A 16,882-nucleotide genomic window follows, 5' to 3' on the forward strand; every position below is an offset into this window, starting at 1 on the left:
CTGTGTAGTCGGTTGTTCTCCACCTTGACGCGGCGTGTTGCAGGGTTCGATCTGCGATGCGCCGCGTATCTTTTTTCAGTGTCCCTTTCGCGTCGTCCTCTGCCTGCGCGCTTCGAGAAAAGCGCGCACCTGTCCTTGACATCCTCATGCGTGTTTCTATACTTAACCTCATGGTTAAGTTTAATGAAATGCTGCTCGATCGCACCTTCGCCGCGCTGTCCGATCCCACGCGGCGTGCGTTGCTCGCGCGTCTGTCCAAACTGAACGATCTGTCGGTCAGCGAGCTCGCCGAGCCGTTTGCGATGTCGTTGCCCGCGGTGATGAAGCACCTCGACGTGTTGTCCGAGGCCGGTCTCATCACGCGCAGCAAAACCGGCCGCACGGTGGCGTGCCGCCTGTCCGCCGGACCGATGGAGGAAGCCATGGAGTGGCTCACCCGCTATCAGCGCTTCTGGTCCGAATCACTCGATCGTCTTGCCGCTTTCGTCGAAGAGGAACCCCCATGTCCGCCAAACCCTGCCTTACCCTCCAGCGCCGATTCAACGCCGCGCCCGCCAAAGTCTTTCGCGCCTGGACGGAAGCGGCGCAATTCGTGAAATGGATGCATCCGACCGGCGCCGAGGTGATCCGCGCGGAAGTGGACGCGCGCGTCGACGGGCGCTTCGCCGTCGGGTTTCGCAAGCCGGACGGCCAGCAGCTCGAAATCTACGGTCAGTATCGGGACGTGGTGCCCGACGCCAAACTGGTGTTCACCTGGACATGGCGTTCGAACCCGGAGCAGGAATCGCTCGTCACGGTGCTGTTGCGCGCGGACGGTAACGGCACGTTGCTGACGCTCACCCATGAACAGTTCATCGACGAAGAAATGCGTGACCTGCATCAGTCCGGCTGGGGCCACGGCCTCGATGCGCTGGAACGCTACCTCGCCTGAATTCCCTGATTTTGCTCTATCGAACCTGTAGACGCAGAGAAGGAGGTACACATGGACCCGCAACACCGTATCGGCACCCGGGAAGAATGGCTGGCCGCCAGCAAGGCGCTATTGATCGAAGAGAAAGCGTACACACGCGCCGGCGATGAACTCGCCCGCAAACGCCGGGCGCTGCCCTGGGTGAAGGTCGACAAGACCTATGTATTCGACACGCCGCAGGGCCGCAAGACACTCCCGGATCTGTTCGACGGCCGTAGCCAGTTGATCGTCTATCACTTCATGCTGGGCCCGGATTGGGAAGAAGGCTGTTTCGGCTGCTCGTTCGTCTCGGATCATATGGACGGCATCCTGACGCATCTTGAACATCACGACGTATCGTATGTGGCGGTCTCGCGTGGGCCACTCGCGAAGATCGAGGCGTTCAGGAAACGGATGGGCTGGAAGTTTCCGTGGGTGTCGTCGAATGAGAGCGACTTCAATTTCGACTATCACGTGTCGTTCACGCCGGAGGAGATCGCCAGCAAGAAGGCGTTCTACAACTTCACCGAGCAGGATGTCGGCATCGACGAGCTACCTGGCCACAGCGTGTTCTACAAGGACGAAGCGGGCGACGTCTATCACACGTACTCCACCTACGGCCGCGGCGGCGAGCAGTTTCTCGGCGCGTATGCGCATTTCGACGTCACGCCGAAAGGCCGCGACGAGAAGAAGAATATGGGCGAGTGGCTCAAGCATCACGATCGCTACGAAGAGAAGGCGAGCGGTTGCGCCGCGTGCGGCTCGTGACGGCGAAGTGCGTGGTGTCCGTGCGCGTCAGTAGCGGGTGCTCGCGGAAAACAGCGGGACGTCATGCCCCTTTGCGTCCCGCTTCATAAAACAGCGCGAACAATTCCGATTGCGAGTTGACGTTGAGTTTCGTATAGATGTGCTTCTTGTGCGCGCGCACCGTCTCGAACGAGATGGTCAGTTTCTCCGCGATGGCGCGCGTCGAAAATCCGCTCAAGGTCAGCATCGCCACTTCGACTTCGCGTGCGGTGAGTGGCGAGCGGCCGCTCACCGACGACACCTGCTCGAAACGCGCGGCATACGCAGGCGTGTCCGCCGGGGCGTCCGTGTCCGTCGCTGTTCGCATCGCTGTTTCGCTCGAGGCCGTTTGCGGCGCGTCGAATGCCTCATAGGGCAAGCGCTGCCGCAGCAGCGCGATGACCCATGGCGCACAGAGCGCGAGCACCGCCAGATCGCGCTCGCCATAGCGCTGCGTCGCGCCCAGCGAGAACGCCAGCGTATGTCTCGCGTCGATCATGTAGTTGAAGTGCACTTCATCGCCGACGATGTTTTTCCTGAAGTACCGCTGGTAGTAGTCGGTCATCGAGAAGTTGTCGGGCGCGACGTCCGCCAACGTGACGAAGCCCGATGCGGGCTTCCCGGTCGCGGCGATGTAAAACGGGTCGAGTTGATACAGCGCGGCGAGATAGTCCTGGAACATCGCATCCACGGTTCCGTCCGGTGTGGGCGATTCGGCGCAGACGAGCGGTGCAACGCCAGGTGCGAAGCGCAGGGCGACCCAGTTGTCGAACACGACATAGCGTTCGAGCGCACGCGTGAGGCGAGTCCAGAATTGCGCGCTGTCGAGTGCTTCGATAACCGAGCCGATCTCGCGATGAAAGGCCAGATCGTGCCATTCCAGTTCCATGCGTGCTCCGTTGAGGGTAACCCAGCCGGGTGATTACGGACAAAAATATGTCTGGTAATAATAGGCCCAACCTGAAACGCGGGCGCCTGATGACAGGCGCTATTTAACGCGAAGCAGACCGGCAAGGACAGCAATCAATTTGCATGGGACCAGAGTAAGCGCTAAAGCGCCAACTCTGGTCGACCGCTAGTGCATGGGACCAGAGTAAGGGCTTTGCATGGGACTAGAGTAAGCGCTAAAGCGCCAACTCTAGTCGACAGCTAAAGCACTAACTCTGGTCGACAGGAGACAAGATGCTTCAACTCGAACTGGCACAGATCCCAATCGTGGACGGCGCGGTGGGCGTGGGTGGTAGAAACGTGCAGCGCGTGCTGCAAACCATCGATCAACGCGCGGCCGGAACCGATCTGATCGTGTTTCCGGAGACCACGCTGTCGGGCTTTCCGACACGGGACACCATCGGCGAGGTGGCCGAAACGATCGACGGGCCGTCGCTTACCGCCGTACGCAATGCGGCGCGCGAAGCACGCGTCGCGGTGGCGGTGGGTTTCGCCGAGCGTGACGGCAACCGCTTTTTCAATACCACGGTGCTGGTCGACGAACGTGGCGAGATCGCGCTGCGCTATCGCAAGACCCATCTGTGGGCGTCGGACGTCGGTGTATTCGAACCCGGCGACCGTTATGAAGTGTGCAGCTTCAAAGGTCTGACCGTTGGCCTCCTGATCTGCTACGACATTGAATTCCCCGAAACGGCGCGTGCGGTTGCCTCGCTCGGCGCCGATCTGCTGATCGTGACGAACGGCAATATGGAGCCGTTCGGGCCGGTGCATCGCCGCGCGATCGTGGCGCGTGCGATGGAGAATCAGATGTTCGCGGCGCTCGTGAATCGCATCGGGTCGGGTGACGACAATCTCACGTTCCCTGGTGAATCGGCGCTGATCGATCCATTCGGCAACGTGGTGCACGATGCGGGCCACGAAGAGCGAGTCCTGCGCGCCACGCTCGATCCGGCGCTGCTCGAAGGCGCGCGCGAACACTATCGTTATCTGCATGACGCGCGCATTGCGCTCGACCTCGCGACGCTGGACGGCGAGCACGGGCAGCGAGCGCGTGTGATCCGCACGCGTTAAGGTGCGCGCGGGTGCCAGCGCGCATAAGCGCGCCTACGCACCGGCGCGCATTCCGTCAGGCAAAGAATCATCGGCGCGACATCCGCGCATCCAGCAAGACTGATCGACACAACCCGGCCGGGGCGCGTTCAACGCCGCCCCCCGGTGGGGCTCGCCCATTCGCAAGAGGAGACACCGCATGACCCCAACATCCCCCACTGAGCGCGCCGGCGCATCCGCCGCGCCCCAAAGCGCGCATCTGAAGCGCACACTCGGCCTGCCTTCGGTCTTGCTGTTCGGCCTCGCCTATATGGCGCCGCTGATCGTCTACGGAACCTACGGTGTGCTGGCGAGCGCCAGTAACGACACTGCCGCGCTCGCGTATCTGATCGCCCTGGTCGCGATCGTGTTTACCGCGTTGAGTTACGGCAAGCTCGCACGGCTTTTCCCAGTGGCAGGGTCGGCGTATACGTACACGCGCAGAAGCTTCAATCCGCATCTTGGCTTCATGATCGGCTGGGCTACCTTGCTCGATTACTTTTTCCTGCCGATGGTGATCTGGCTAATCGGCGCGGCGTATCTCAGCGCCGCGTTTCCGCACATTCCGAGCTGGATCTGGATCGTCGCGTTCATCGTGTTGACGAGCGTGCTGAATATTCTCGGCATCGAACTCGCGAACCGCTTCAACATCGTGCTGATGGTCGTGCAACTCGCGATCGTCGCGTTGTTCGTCGCGCTGTGCTGCCACTATGTGACCGCGGCGGTCGGCCCAGGCGGTCTGATTTCGGCTGAGCCGTTCTTCAAGCCGCATGTGCCGCTCTCGGCAACGATGGCAGGCGCCGCGATTGCCGCCTATTCGTATCTCGGCTTCGACGCGGTGTCGACGTTGACTGAAGAAACCATCGCACCCGAAAAGACCATACCGCGCGCGATCGTGCTGATCGCGCTGATCGGCGGCGCGATCTTCGTGATCGCCGCGTACACGGTGCAACTCGCGCATCCGGGTGCGGTGTTCAAGGATCCGGACTCGGCCGCCTTCGAAGTCGCGCGCAAAGTAGGCGGCGACATCTTCGTGACGGTGTTTCTGGCCGGCCTGATTCTCGCGCAGTTCGCCTCGGGCATCTCGGCGCAGGCAAGCGTGGGGCGTTTGCTGTATGCGATGGGACGCGACGAAGTCCTGCCTAAGCGCATCTTCGGTTTCGTGCATCCGAGGTTCAAGACGCCGGCGCTGAACATCGCGATCGCGGGCGCAATCGGTCTGGTCGCGTTGAAGCTCGACGTGGCGACCTCGACCTCGTTCATCAACTTCGGCGCGTTTCTCGCGTTCACCGCCGTCAATCTGTGCGTGATCCGCCAGTTTTTCAACGCGAAGGGCAGTGCAAATGCGATGGGCGTGATCGGCGGCCTGCTGTTTCCGCTGGCCGGTGCGATTGCGGATATCTGGCTGCTGGTGAGCCTGGAGAAAACCGCACTGGTGCTCGGCGCGGTGTGGTTCGTGCTGGGGTTGTGCTATCTCGGCTGGATCACGCGTGGTTTCCGCCAGGCGCCGCCGGAAGTCGCGGTCTGATGCAGGCGCTCGCGCTTGTACTCGTGGTCGTGCTCCTGGTCGTTCGTTAGCGGCAAGGCGAGACGAGGCGCGAGCGAGTGAGCACCGATGGCGCTGCCTCGGGCAGCGTCGAACTCACAATGCCATGTCGAAAGCGGGCTTGAGGAACAGTTCGATCGCCATCACGATGAGGCCCATCGCGGCCGCCGACAGCGTCAACGTGCCGTATTCGTCGTAGCGTGAATCGTACAGGCACGCCACGACGAAAATAATCGCTAGCAGGTTGGTTAGCCAGTCGAAGTTCAGCGCCAAGTTCATCGATCAAATCCGGGCTCACGCGCGACCTGTATCGTCGAATCGCGCCATTACGTGAGTCGGATTCTAGCGAGTCGAGCTTACGGATTCGCAACGACCGCGCTTACACAAATTACGCGGCTCAGCCGCGCGGCAAAGCATCGGCAAGCCGGCGTTGTGACGGCGTACTGCCCGGCTGGCCAGGCTGGGATCAAACGGCGTACTGCTCCAGTGTGGCGTAACGAACCGAACTCGCACGGGGTGCCAGGCAAACTGATTCCATGAAGCAGATGCAGCAAAGTCGCATTCGAATAAAGCGATTCGGGTCGATATGCCCGCCGGCGATTGGTTGGCCGTCCTGGCTAATTTAGCCGATTGATTAAAAGTCAGTTATATTACTGTCGTAGAGTATCCGCGTAATGCAGATAATTAATATGGAAAATTGCAGGGTGGTTGGAGTTCGCATAATGCGGTCGCATCAATCTTTTACGATTTATACTTCGCGCAATGCGTTGTTTGAAACAGGAGATTTATGAAGTCGTGGCTGAGTAATTTTGACGGCGTGTGACGTAAAAAGATACGTTTTTCAGCTTATCAAAAAGTCGTGGTTCGACCCCCTTCGGGAGCCGCGTTTGATCTTGTAAAGGTATGACAGGTAAGGGTTTGGAGCCGATTCGCGGGACGCTGCGCCATTCGGGTTAGCTCGCCTGCATCAATTGCATATTCCAGAATAGAAACGTTTTTTATTTTTACAGCTTTACGTTAAGAAAAACGTATAAAAGATTGAATTGAAATGCTTGTGCAAACGCACATTGTCTCTATGCCTGAGTGATGCGGCTTTTGGGTGTTGCATCCAAGAAACAAAATATGCAGGTAAAAACCCCAAGAAAAAACTTCAGTACCGCCTGGATGGTGAATTCTCCTTTTATTTCAATGTGTTACGCGCATGGCATCGCGTATGCATCTTGGGGCGGCGGATTGGTCCGGTTGGCCCAGCCGCCTCTACCTTCTATCAGGAGGATTTCATGCGAAGAACTTTACTGGCGACCGCCGCAGCCTTGGCCCTGGGCTTCAGCGGATACGCAATGGCAAACCCCTGTAGTGGCACTACGGACGCTTGCGACCAGTCGGCCGGCAAGAGCGGCTCCAACACCCTCGATGCATCCGCAACGGCTACCCAGAGCACTGGGACCGGCAGCAACGCGAATGAAATAACCGGTCAAGCGACGCAAGACTCTTGGAATACCACCAAGGTGGTCGCTGTCAGCAATCTGTCGGGCTATGTGAGCAACGTCTCCGTGTATGGCATTGGCAACCAGGCGACCAACTGGGGCAACGCCAACGGCGGTCGCGGCGGCAAGGGCGGTGCGGGTTATGGCGGTACTGGCGCAGGCGGTAATGGCGGCAACGGCGGTGCTGGCGGCAGCGGCGGCAGCGGCGGCAGCGCGACCAACGGCAGCGCCTCGGCAGGTTACGCGAGCAACGGCGGCGCGACGGCTGGCGACGGCTACGGTGGCAACGGCGGCAAGGGCGGCTCCGCGCACGCAGGCGGCACTCAAGGCGGCGACGCAGCCGGGCTTGGCGGTATCGCAGGCGCCAAGGGCGGCGGTGCGATCGGCGCGTCGGTTGGCGTTGGCGGCGGTGGCTCCGGAACGGGCACGGGTACGGCTAGTGGTACCGGTAGCGGCGGTAATGGCGGCAGCGCCAGTACTGTAGCAGGCCTCGGTGGGGCCGCAACCGGAGGTTCAGGCGCTGCTGGTTCTGGCTCTGGCACGGCAACCGCGGCCGGTGCCGGCACGGGCGGCGCAGGTTCGGCAGGCGCTGTAACGGCTTCGGGCGGTGCGGGCTCGGCAACGGGCGGTGCAGGTTCCGGTACGGGCGGCGCGGGCGGCGCAGCGACCAGCACGGCGGGTGCTGGCGGTGCGGGCGGCACGGGTACGGGTGGCAGCGCCACCAATGGCAGTTCCTCGACGATGGCTAGCAACGGCAGCGCAACAGCAGGCAGTGGCGCAGCCGGTGCACTCGGGGCAGCGGGTGGCGCGGGCGGCGCCGGTAGCGGCGGTGTGGGCAATGGCGCAACCGGCGGTGCTGGCGGCGCAGGCGGAGCCAACGCGGTCGATGCCGGGACGTTCAACATGTCCAACAGCATGGCGAGCGTAGGTCAGTCCGCAGCGGGCATCATGATTGCCAACCAGAACAGCGGTATGGCGTCATTGGTGCAACAGGCTGTCACTGTGCAGGCTAACCTGACCGTCGGTCACTAGGCGGTTTGACCAGCCAGAAGAAGTAAGTCATGCGAATTGCCGTAAGGCGTGCAGTTGTGCCTTACGGCAATCGTTCCGTCGTCATGCGGACGAGGCCTCCGGCTAACGGTTGCAAACCGTATGGCGAAGATCGCAGGCATCGAGCTTTCTGCATAGGCTGTGTGGACCGTGCAGAGGCCAAGGAGACAACCATGCAAGCGCAAAATCGGTTTGCGCGGCTGGTGTTGCTTTTCGCGGTTGCGCTGCCCGGCCTCGCAGTTCAGACGGCTGTCGCCGAGCCACAATCGCCACCCGCAGCAGTACAGGCCGCCATGACGGACGCGGCACCCGTTGCTGCTGCCGCACCGGCCGCGTTCGCGGTTGGCGCCGTGCCCGCCACTTTCACCATGCCCGCGGCTCCCGGGGCATCGGTAACATCTTCAACATCGGCAACCGCCACGCCCCCAACGGCCGCCGCGCAGTCGGGCGAGAGCGTGAGCTTCGGGGTTGCGATGAATACAGGGCAGCTCGACGAACAGCGAGGCGGCGACGCACTGGTCGGCCAGAACAACCTGACCGGTTCGGTCGCGGATAACACGGCCTACAAGGTATCGACGGGCTCGAATGCCATCACCCAGGGATCGTTCGCGAGTTCCAGCGGACTGCCGACGGTCATCCAGAACACCGGCGCCAACGTGCTGATCCAGAACGCGACGGTCCTGAACGTACGCTTCGGGGATTGAGCGATGAAACCCTTCGCGGTGTGCGTCGCGCTTTTGTGCGGGGTTTGGGCGTCCGCTGCAATCGCTGATCCGATCGACGTCAGCGATCCCTCTGGCGCCGACTACACACTGCATGTGACGAGCCTGAAGGAAGCCCGCTTCAAGCGGACCATCAGGCAGCAGTTCGACTTCAGTTGCGGATCGGCGGCATTGGCGACGCTGCTGACGTATCAGTACGATTCTCCGGTGAGCGAGCAGCAGGTCTTCACGGAGATGTTCGAGCACGGCGATCAGGAGAAGATCCGCCGACTCGGATTCTCCTTGCTCGATATACGGAACTATCTGATTGCGCGAGGCTTCGAGGCAGACGGTTACGAGGCTCCGCTGGCGAAGCTTGAACAGACGAAGACCCCCGCGATCGTGCTGATCGTCGAGCACGGCTATCACCACTTCGTCGTCGTCAAGGGCGTGCGCAATGGGCGCGTCCTGGTCGGCGATCCGGCTACCGGCACGCGGGCCATGTCGCAGGAGAGTTTCGAGGAAAAGTGGAAAGACCGCGTGGTGTTCGTCATTCACAACAGGCATGACCAGGCGAGATTCAACGACCTGCGGGACTGGCATGTCGCACCGGATGCACCGCTCTACACGGGCATTTCTCGCGAAGGTCTGTTCAGCGTGGTGGTGCCGAAACTCGGCCCCGGTGAATTCTGAGAGCCATGATGAAACCTGAGCACCTCAAGCTCGCCGGCATCGTCACCATGGTGTGCGGTGGAATGTCCTCGCTGGGCGCGGGTGCGACGGGCAGCGATTCGTCGACGGTCGCATCCGGGCGAATCATACCGATGCAGAGCGCGCCGCAAGACACCGCGATGGGCATGATGGATGCGGCGGCGCAGGAGACGGCACCCGTGGTGCAAGACGCTGCGCAAGACGCTGCGCCGGACCTCACGCCAGACGTCGCGCAGACGCCGGATGCGGCGCCGGTTGCACAAGCCGTTGCACTCGACGCCGAGTACGCAGCGCGCACGACAATCATATCGGCAAACGAAGTCGCCGTAGAGGTGGATGCAGCGGTTGAGTCCGCGTCTGCGCTGGATGTGCCCACAGTGCCAACTGTGCCCGCGGTGGCCGCTGAGGCTGGTGTGCCGATGGCCGCAAGCGCAGAGTCTGAAGGTGCGCAAACGACGACCGCGACACTCTCGGTTGCCGGGGATGCTGCGCCCGTGACCGTAAGTCTTGCTTCTAACATCGCGCACGTGGCGCACGTGGCGCACGTGGCAGATGTGGCAGATGTGGCAGATGTGGTGCACGTGGCCGATGTGGCAGATGTGGTGCACGTGGCGGCCACACCGGCAACCGGTGAAGCGCAGCGCGACCAGGCGGCTTTGAAGCTAGGCGGGGTTGTCGATCTGGTGATCCCGCCGGATCGTCATATGCAGCCGGCAGACACCGACGCTCACGCGATTGGCGCTGCCGTCGAACATCGACCCGTCGCCCAGCACGCAGCGCATGCGGACGATGCGGATCCGGCCTGGGCGTCCGCCGACCTCGTTGCGGTCAACGACAACCGTTTGGACGACCTGCGCGGCGGGTTCGACCTGCCGTCTGGCCTCGTGGTGTCGTTCGGCATCTCGCGTGAGGCATTCGTGAACGGCAATCTCGTCGCGTCCACGAGCTTTAACATTCCGAACATCGCCCAGATGACCCCGCAGCAGGCCCAGATGCTCGCGAATGCCAATACCGGGGCGCTGATCCAGACCGGACTGAACAACACCGTGCAGCCGGGCGCGTTGCCTGGGCTGACGGGAGCTGTCATCCAGAACACGTTGAGCAACCAGCAGATTCAGGCGCTGACGACAATCAACACGACCGTCAATTCGCTAGGGGCGTTCAAGGCATTGAATCTTGGTCAGACGCTGAACAGCGCGCTCCTCAGCGCGGTGCGTCCCCGTTAGCGGTTGGGCGCAGGCGCTTGCCGCAAGACGAAAACCCAAGACGACTCAAGACGACTCAAGACGACTCAGAAGGACATCGGCACGCGCAGGGTGAGGGTAAGGTCGGGCGTGTCACGTGTCAGCCCGGCGCCGATCGAAAAGTTGAGCGTGGTTTTTGGAGAGATACGGTACGAGTAGCCGATCAGCAGTGTGCCGAGAATCGTGCGCACCGAGCCGGTCACGGTCTGGCCGTTCTGCGAGGTTGGCTGGACGATGCTCTGGTCGTAGCCGATACTGACCGACGCCTTTTCGTTCAGCGCAAGGCCCATGCCGACGTTGAATCCCCAGATATCGCCCGGTTGAACGTGGCCGAGGGACTCCTGCACACCGTTGATGAGCGTGAGGCTCTCGCCTTTGCCGAAGCTGTGCAGATAGCTGAAGTTGCCGAAGAACACGACCGGGTCGGTCGGGAAGAGCCAGGTGAGACCCGGCTGGACCGCGAGGAAGCCGGACCCGGTCGGCTGACGCAGCGGCAGACCGGTTCCGGTCGTATTGGCGACACAGGTCGTGACACAGTCGGTCACGACATCGAACGGACTCTTGCCGGTGGCGGTCTTGAAGCGCAGCCAGCCGACATAGTAGAACTTGTCGGGGCCGCCCTGGTTGAGCTGATAACGCATCGTCATTTCGACATCGCCGATGCCGTTGCCGCTGCTGCTGATCACGCTGTTGGCCGCGGCGCCGGTGAAGATCTGCCTCGCCACCGTATCGTTGGTCTGGTACACGTAAGGCACGCGAACCTCGAATTCCAGACGGTTCGTGATCCCGTAACGAAACGCGAGGCCGCCCGTCAGCGTGGTTGTTTTCACCTCGCTCACATTGATGAGCCCGATCAGCAACGCGGGGATGATCGTGTACCCGACGAGCGAGAGCTGATTCTCCGACGAGTACGCAAACTGGAAGTACGGCTCGACCACCAGCGTACCGCGTGGCGTGAGCACGCCTGGCTGGTCGAAGATCGGTGCGACGGCAGGCGGACGCGAGTCCGCCACGGGTGCTTCGCCGACCGGCTGGTTCGGTGCGGCCGCGGCGGGCTGCTGAGCGGTACTGCCGGCGTTCTGCGCGTTTCCGGCGGGGGCGGCCGCGGGCTGCGCCCCTGTGGTCGCGGTGCCCTGGTTCGGTGCCGTTGCTCCGACCGGCAGCCCGTTGGCATCTTCTCCGCCAGTGCCGCGCTGCGTGCCGAGCTTGCCCGGTTCGAGCGCACGGCTCAATCGCGCGAAGTTCGCTTCTTCATCGGCGAGCTTGCGCTTGATGGCATCGAGTTCCTTGATACGTTGATTGAGTTCGTCGCGCAATGCGTTGATGCTGGCCTGATCGGCCTGCGCCGCTTGTGTCTCGAGCGATTGCGCGTGAGCGTCGGCGTTGAACAGCAGCAGCGCAGCATAGCCGATGGCACCAATGCGTCGATATGGCAGGCTCTTCATGGTTCCCTCTCCCATGATCCGGCTTGAATATCCCCGGTTAGTTTTCCGCAACAAACCAGGGCCATCGACAGTGACATCAGATCCCTGTGCGCTGTGACCCGGACGAGAATCCGGGCCAGGCACCAGGCTCCAGCGTCATCATCATGGAGTGCTTGGCGAGGCGCATGGAGATATGGGCGGCTCTACTCAATACCAGACTGTTGTTATCCGCCAATCGCCTCTAGGGCTGACCATAAAAGCCTAGCGTATCCATCGCGTCAGCGCTAATGAGGTGAACCCTGAGATACGGCATTTGCGCAACAGGTCATGCATTTTTTTAAACTGCTTTGGACTCCGTTTCGTTTAACGAACCAGGGAAAATCTGTTCGGTAAACCACATAGCGCTGCATCGGGACTCTTCTCCATGCAGCGCTGAGATGTGGGTAAGCGTCAGCCCTCGAGTGACAGCATGTCGTGCTCGATCCAGTCGATCACCGAGGTGCGTTTGGGCTGCCAGCCGAGCAGCTTGCGTGCGCGCTCACCGCGCACGCGGCTGTTCGACCCGAGTCCGTACGAAGCCATTTCGTAACCCCATTCCTCCCGCGCTTCGTCGAGCGGCCAGTCTTGCGGCTCGCCCAGTTTCATCACGCGGGCGATCGCGGCGCTCATGTCGCGAAACGACGCCTCGCCGCTTTCGACGAAGTAGAAGGCGCCAGCCGGCGATTTCTCCAACGCGAGGCGATACAGTTCGGCGACGTCGTCGATATGCACGTTCGACCAGATATTGCCGCCGCTGCCCACATGCCGCACCACGCCGCTCTTTTGCGCCTGACGCACGAGCCGTGGCAACTGCACGCTTGCGCTGCCCGGCACCGCGCCGTGGCCGTAGATCAGCGTGTTGCACAGCACCGCCGAGCGGATATTCTGCTGCGCCGCACCGCGCACGCGCTGATCGATGGCGACGCGTGCCGCTTTGTCCGCAGTCGGTTCGGGCAGGGCGTCTTCGTGATAGATGCGCGTCTCGCCCGTTTCACAGCCCACCTCGCCGCCCGACGCATCGCCGACGATGCTCGAGCCGCTCGTGTGCAGAAACGGCTTGCCGGAACCGGAGAGGCCGTCGATCAACGCTTTCACTGCGCCTTCATGGTCGCTGCTAGCGGCGTTGATCACCGCGTCGGCGGCTTCTGCTTCGGCGATCAGCAGTTCGCGGTCGTCGAGTGTTCCGACGACGGGTTCGATACCGAGGCGTTGCAACTCGGCGCTGTGCTCGGGCTTACGGATCAACCCGCGCACCTGATGGCCTGTGCGCGCAAGGTGCGCCGCGATCGAACCGCCGATGAAACCGCTTGCGCCGGTAATGAAAATCTTCAAGACGTTCTCCCCAAGGTGGAAACACGATGACATGCACGCAGTATCCGCCGTCTTGATTCTCGCAAAAAGCGTGTTAGTCTCAAATCAATCTTGATTTGAAATCAACAATGAAAACTTCCACCGACGAATTGCTGGTGTTTGTCACGGTGATCGACTGCGGTTCGATCACCGCGGCGGCCGAGAAATTGCAGCAGACCGTCTCTGGCGTGAGCCGCGCGCTCACGCGCCTCGAAAAGAAACTCGACACCGCGCTGGTGAGGCGCACCACGCGCCGTTTGCAACTGACCGAGGAGGGCGAGGCTTTCCTGCTGCGGGCACGGGCGATCCTCGATGCCATGGAAGAGGCGGAGGAATCCGTCACGCGCGGACGCGAGCGGCCCTCGGGGCGCTTGCGTGTCGATGCGGCGTCACCGTTCATGCTCCATTGCGTGGCGCCGCATATGAAAGCGTTTTCGGCGTTGTATCCGGAGATTCGTCTGGAGCTGACGAGCAACGAGCGGATCGTCGATCTGCTCGAACAGAAGGTGGACATCGCGATCCGCATCGGTGCATTGCAGGATTCGACCTTGCATGCGCGCGCCTTGGGCCGTAGCAAGCTGAGGGTGCTCGCGAGTCCGGCGTATCTGGCTGAATACGGCGAGCCGCGTTCGGTGGAAGCATTGCGCGCGCACCGCCTGATCGGTTTTACGGCGCCGGAGCATCTGAATCGCTGGCCGTTGCGGGCGGGCGGAAAGAGCAAAGCCGAGCTGCTGAAGATCGAACCGGCGATCACCGCATCGAGCGGCGAGACGCTGCGCCAGCTGGCGCTGTCGGGATGGGGCATCGTCTGTCTCGCCGACTTCATGACCGCGGCCGACGTGCGAGCAGAGCGACTGGTGCCGATTCTTGGCAATGTGCTGGTGGACGAGCGGCAGCCGGTGAGTGCGGTGTATTACCAGAGCGCGTCGCTGGCGGGGCGCGTGCAGTGTTTCCTGGATTTCATGGCGACGCGGGTGAGGCTTTAGCGAATCCCGGGTGGCGCGCTTTTTTGTCCGCTTGCCGCCCAACATTTTGAACGTGTATATACAAGTTAGTCATCGCGACGAACGAACGCGGCGCGGGGTGCGCTGACACCCGAAACGCCGGGTTAACCGATATGCATGCTGCGCAAACATCCCCGTTCTAATGGAAACCCCTAGGCCAGAAACTGCAAAAACAAGTTGTATATACAAGATGGCGCAGCTAGACTTCACTTGAATTGTATAGACAAGACAGGACACAACACCATGATCACTCTGAAGCCCGGCTACCTGACCCTCCCGCAACTGCGCCAGATCGCTCGCGAGCACGTCGCGCTGCAACTCGATCCCGCCAGCCACGCCGCTATCGACGCCTGCGCCAAAGCCGTCGCGGATATCGCCGCGAAGGGCGAGCCGGCGTACGGTATCAACACGGGTTTCGGGCGCCTCGCCAGCACGCACATCCCGCATGACCAGCTTGAGCTGCTGCAGCGCAATCTGGTGCTGTCGCACGCGGTCGGCGTGGGTGAGCCGATGTCGCGTCCGGTCGTGCGTCTGTTGATCGCGCTGAAGCTGTCGAGCCTCGGCCGCGGCCATTCGGGCATCCGTCGCGAAGTGATGGAAGCGCTGATCACGCTGTATAACGCCGACGTGCTGCCGGTGATTCCGGTCAAGGGTTCGGTCGGCGCATCGGGCGACCTCGCGCCGCTCGCGCATATGTCGGCAACCCTGCTGGGTGTCGGCGAAGTGTTCGCCAAGGGTGAACGCATGCCGGCCACCGAAGGCCTCGCGCTGGTCGGCCTGAAGCCGCTCACGCTGCAAGCGAAGGAAGGTCTCGCGCTGCTGAACGGCACGCAAGCCTCGACCGCGCTCGCGCTCTACAACATGTTCGCCATCGAAGACCTGTACCGCACCGCGCTGGTGGCGGGCGCGCTGTCGGTGGATGCCGCAGCGGGTTCGGTCAAGCCGTTCGACGCGCGTATTCACGAACTGCGCGGCCATCAAGGCCAGATCGACGCGGCCGCGGCTTACCGTTCGCTGTTGCAAGGCTCGGGCATCAATGTTTCGCACGCCGATTGCGACAAGGTGCAGGACCCGTACAGCCTGCGCTGCCAGCCGCAGGTAATGGGCGCGTGTCTGGACCAGATGCGTCAGGCGGCCGACCTGCTGCTGATCGAAGCCAACGCCGTCTCCGACAATCCGCTGATCTTCCCGGACACGGGCGAAGTGCTGTCGGGCGGCAATTTCCACGCTGAGCCGGTTGCATTCGCGGCAGACAATCTCGCGCTCGCCGTCGCCGAAATCGGCGCCCTGGCCGAACGCCGCATCGCGCTTCTGATCGACGCGACGCTGTCGGGCCTGCCGCCGTTCCTCGTGCGCGACGGTGGCGTGAACTCGGGCTTCATGATCGCTCACGTGACGGCCGCGGCACTCGCGTCGGAGAACAAGACGCTCGCACATCCGGCTTCGGTCGATTCGCTGCCGACCTCCGCGAACCAGGAAGACCACGTTTCGATGGCGACGTTCGCTGCGCGCAAGCTCGGTGACATCGCGGAAAACGTCGCGAACATCCTGTCGATCGAGTTGCTCGCCGCGGCGCAAGGCGTCGATCTGCGCGCGCCGCACAAGACCAGCCCGAGCCTGCAGAAAGTGATGGACGCGGTGCGCAAGGACGTTGCGCATTACGAGCTCGATCACTATTTCGCACCGGATATCGCGGCCGTCACGCGTCTCGTGCAGAACGGCACGATCGCAAAGCTGAGCCCGTTCTCGTTCGCGTCCGAGCAGTAAGCTCGAACACCCCGTTTCAGGCACACCAACAAACCCATGAACGCACCGGCCTATCAGGGCATCAAGGACTTCATCCTCGGCCGCATCCACGCGGGCGAATGGGCTGAAGGCGACCAGGTGCCCTCCGAAAACGAGCTCGCCCGCGAATTCAACGTCGCGCGCATGACGGTCAACCGTGCGTTGCGCGAGCTGACCTCGGAGCAGGTCCTCACACGTGTGCAGGGCTCGGGCACCTTCGTAGCCCGGCCTAAGTACGAATCGACGCTGGTGGCGATCCGCAGTATCTCCGACGAAATCGTCGCGCGCGGTCATCGCTATCAGGCGAAGGTGCTGCACATCGGCGCGAGCATCGCCGACGAGGCGCTCGCAGAAGAAATGCAGGTGAGCGCGGGCAGTCCGGTGTTTCATTCGCGCGTGCTGCATTTCGAAAACGATGAGCCGGTGCAACTCGAAGAGCGCTGGGTCAACCCGGCGGTCGCGCCCGAGTACGCGTTGCAGGACTTCACGAACACCACGCCGAACCAGTATCTGGTGCGCGTCGCGCCGCTGCAGCGCGTCGAGTACCGCATCGAAGCGTTGGCCGCGGATGCGGATACACGCGCGCTGCTGATGATGGATGAACTCGAACCGTGCCTCGTGCTGCACCGGCGCACGTGGTCGCAGAGCCAGGTCGCTTCGGTCGCCAATCTCTGGCATCCCGGCAGCCGCTATCGTTTCACCGGACATTTCTGATTTCGCTGCATTTTTTCGACTCGTTTTCCGACCTATTTTCCTGAATTTTTTTCAC

General features: G+C 62.0%; 16 protein-coding genes. 12 read left to right on the forward strand and 4 right to left on the reverse strand.

Going from position 1 to position 16,882, the window contains the following annotated elements:
• Positions 1-56: 56 nt before the first annotated feature.
• The 3 genes from DSC91_RS31785 to DSC91_RS31795 are packed head-to-tail and all read left to right on the forward strand — an operon-like array spanning position 57 to position 1,717.
• Entirely contained in the window at positions 57-596 is a 540-nt protein-coding gene (locus DSC91_RS31785; protein WP_229758116.1) for an ArsR/SmtB family transcription factor, read from the forward strand.
• 5 nt (positions 597-601) lie between these two features.
• Positions 602-931 carry an SRPBCC family protein gene (locus DSC91_RS31790; protein WP_229758133.1) on the forward strand — a complete coding sequence of 110 codons (330 nt, stop codon included), beginning with the start codon at positions 602-604 and terminating at the stop codon, positions 929-931.
• 51 nt (positions 932-982) lie between these two features.
• On the forward strand, positions 983-1,717 hold the full coding sequence (locus DSC91_RS31795; RefSeq protein ID WP_115782479.1) for a DUF899 domain-containing protein: 735 nt from the start codon (positions 983-985) through the stop codon (positions 1,715-1,717).
• A gap of 61 nt (positions 1,718-1,778) precedes the next feature.
• On the opposite strand, the gene DSC91_RS31800 is transcribed toward DSC91_RS31795, so the two are convergent.
• The gene (locus DSC91_RS31800; protein ID WP_115782480.1) at positions 1,779-2,624 is read right to left on the reverse strand and encodes a helix-turn-helix transcriptional regulator; all 846 of its coding nucleotides are present in this window, start codon (positions 2,622-2,624) and stop codon (positions 1,779-1,781) included.
• A gap of 293 nt (positions 2,625-2,917) precedes the next feature.
• Here DSC91_RS31800 and DSC91_RS31805 point away from each other — a divergent pair, with 293 nt between their 5' ends.
• Positions 2,918-3,754, forward strand: a complete 837-nt coding sequence (locus DSC91_RS31805; RefSeq protein WP_115782481.1) for a carbon-nitrogen hydrolase family protein — start codon at positions 2,918-2,920, stop codon at positions 3,752-3,754.
• 178 nt (positions 3,755-3,932) lie between these two features.
• Entirely contained in the window at positions 3,933-5,300 is a 1,368-nt protein-coding gene (locus DSC91_RS31810) for an APC family permease (RefSeq protein WP_115782482.1), read from the forward strand.
• A gap of 114 nt (positions 5,301-5,414) precedes the next feature.
• Here DSC91_RS31810 and DSC91_RS31815 read toward each other — a convergent pair whose 3' ends face one another.
• The gene (locus tag DSC91_RS31815) at positions 5,415-5,597 is read right to left on the reverse strand and encodes a hypothetical protein (protein WP_063495464.1); all 183 of its coding nucleotides are present in this window, start codon (positions 5,595-5,597) and stop codon (positions 5,415-5,417) included.
• Positions 5,598-6,598: 1,001 nt separating this feature from the next.
• Here DSC91_RS31815 and DSC91_RS31820 point away from each other — a divergent pair.
• The 4 genes from DSC91_RS31820 to DSC91_RS31835 all read left to right on the forward strand — a co-directional run bounded on the left by DSC91_RS31820 (position 6,599) and on the right by DSC91_RS31835 (position 10,493).
• Positions 6,599-7,837: a hypothetical protein gene (locus tag DSC91_RS31820; protein ID WP_115782483.1), complete on the forward strand. Its 1,239-nt coding sequence runs from the start codon at positions 6,599-6,601 to the stop codon at positions 7,835-7,837.
• 191 nt (positions 7,838-8,028) lie between these two features.
• Entirely contained in the window at positions 8,029-8,559 is a 531-nt protein-coding gene (locus DSC91_RS38390; protein WP_115782484.1) for a hypothetical protein, read from the forward strand.
• A gap of 3 nt (positions 8,560-8,562) precedes the next feature.
• A complete protein-coding gene (locus DSC91_RS31830; RefSeq protein WP_115782485.1) occupies positions 8,563-9,249 on the forward strand; it encodes a C39 family peptidase in 687 nt (228 codons plus the stop codon).
• A gap of 5 nt (positions 9,250-9,254) precedes the next feature.
• A complete protein-coding gene (locus tag DSC91_RS31835; RefSeq protein WP_115782486.1) occupies positions 9,255-10,493 on the forward strand; it encodes a hypothetical protein in 1,239 nt (412 codons plus the stop codon).
• 65 nt (positions 10,494-10,558) lie between these two features.
• On the opposite strand, the gene DSC91_RS31840 is transcribed toward DSC91_RS31835, so the two are convergent.
• Together DSC91_RS31840 and DSC91_RS31845 are read right to left on the reverse strand one after the other, a co-directional pair.
• Positions 10,559-11,956: an acetate kinase gene (locus tag DSC91_RS31840; protein WP_115782487.1), complete on the reverse strand. Its 1,398-nt coding sequence runs from the start codon at positions 11,954-11,956 to the stop codon at positions 10,559-10,561.
• 429 nt (positions 11,957-12,385) lie between these two features.
• Positions 12,386-13,306, reverse strand: a complete 921-nt coding sequence (locus tag DSC91_RS31845; RefSeq protein ID WP_115782488.1) for an NAD-dependent epimerase/dehydratase family protein — start codon at positions 13,304-13,306, stop codon at positions 12,386-12,388.
• 107 nt (positions 13,307-13,413) lie between these two features.
• Between DSC91_RS31845 and DSC91_RS31850 the strand changes: the two genes are divergently transcribed.
• From DSC91_RS31850 to hutC, 3 genes are all read left to right on the forward strand, one after another.
• Entirely contained in the window at positions 13,414-14,310 is an 897-nt protein-coding gene (locus tag DSC91_RS31850) for a LysR family transcriptional regulator (protein WP_115782489.1), read from the forward strand.
• Positions 14,311-14,571: 261 nt separating this feature from the next.
• Positions 14,572-16,095 carry a histidine ammonia-lyase gene (hutH, locus tag DSC91_RS31855; protein ID WP_115782490.1) on the forward strand — a complete coding sequence of 508 codons (1,524 nt, stop codon included), beginning with the start codon at positions 14,572-14,574 and terminating at the stop codon, positions 16,093-16,095.
• Positions 16,096-16,131: 36 nt separating this feature from the next.
• Positions 16,132-16,827: a histidine utilization repressor gene (gene hutC, locus DSC91_RS31860; protein ID WP_115782491.1), complete on the forward strand. Its 696-nt coding sequence runs from the start codon at positions 16,132-16,134 to the stop codon at positions 16,825-16,827.
• The last annotated feature ends 55 nt before the right edge of the window (positions 16,828-16,882 follow it).

The sequence above is a fragment of the Paraburkholderia caffeinilytica genome, from assembly GCF_003368325.1.
In the GTDB taxonomy this organism is placed as follows: domain Bacteria; phylum Pseudomonadota; class Gammaproteobacteria; order Burkholderiales; family Burkholderiaceae; genus Paraburkholderia; species Paraburkholderia caffeinilytica.

What these genes read in the sequence shown, in the direction of transcription:
- DSC91_RS31785 (WP_229758116.1), top strand. Translation starts at nt 57, where the DNA reads ATGCGCCGCGTATCTTTTTTCAGTGTCCCTTTCGCGTCGTCCTCTGCC.
- DSC91_RS31790 (WP_229758133.1), top strand. Translation starts at nt 602, where the DNA reads ATGCATCCGACCGGCGCCGAGGTGATCCGCGCGGAAGTGGACGCGCGC.
- DSC91_RS31795 (WP_115782479.1), top strand. Translation starts at nt 983, where the DNA reads ATGGACCCGCAACACCGTATCGGCACCCGGGAAGAATGGCTGGCCGCC.
- DSC91_RS31800 (WP_115782480.1), bottom strand. Translation starts at nt 2,624, where the DNA reads ATGGAACTGGAATGGCACGATCTGGCCTTTCATCGCGAGATCGGCTCG.
- DSC91_RS31805 (WP_115782481.1), top strand. Translation starts at nt 2,918, where the DNA reads ATGCTTCAACTCGAACTGGCACAGATCCCAATCGTGGACGGCGCGGTG.
- DSC91_RS31810 (WP_115782482.1), top strand. Translation starts at nt 3,933, where the DNA reads ATGACCCCAACATCCCCCACTGAGCGCGCCGGCGCATCCGCCGCGCCC.
- DSC91_RS31815 (WP_063495464.1), bottom strand. Translation starts at nt 5,597, where the DNA reads ATGAACTTGGCGCTGAACTTCGACTGGCTAACCAACCTGCTAGCGATT.
- DSC91_RS31820 (WP_115782483.1), top strand. Translation starts at nt 6,599, where the DNA reads ATGCGAAGAACTTTACTGGCGACCGCCGCAGCCTTGGCCCTGGGCTTC.
- DSC91_RS38390 (WP_115782484.1), top strand. Translation starts at nt 8,029, where the DNA reads ATGCAAGCGCAAAATCGGTTTGCGCGGCTGGTGTTGCTTTTCGCGGTT.
- DSC91_RS31830 (WP_115782485.1), top strand. Translation starts at nt 8,563, where the DNA reads ATGAAACCCTTCGCGGTGTGCGTCGCGCTTTTGTGCGGGGTTTGGGCG.
- DSC91_RS31835 (WP_115782486.1), top strand. Translation starts at nt 9,255, where the DNA reads ATGATGAAACCTGAGCACCTCAAGCTCGCCGGCATCGTCACCATGGTG.
- DSC91_RS31840 (WP_115782487.1), bottom strand. Translation starts at nt 11,956, where the DNA reads ATGAAGAGCCTGCCATATCGACGCATTGGTGCCATCGGCTATGCTGCG.
- DSC91_RS31850 (WP_115782489.1), top strand. Translation starts at nt 13,414, where the DNA reads ATGAAAACTTCCACCGACGAATTGCTGGTGTTTGTCACGGTGATCGAC.
- hutH (WP_115782490.1), top strand. Translation starts at nt 14,572, where the DNA reads ATGATCACTCTGAAGCCCGGCTACCTGACCCTCCCGCAACTGCGCCAG.
- hutC (WP_115782491.1), top strand. Translation starts at nt 16,132, where the DNA reads ATGAACGCACCGGCCTATCAGGGCATCAAGGACTTCATCCTCGGCCGC.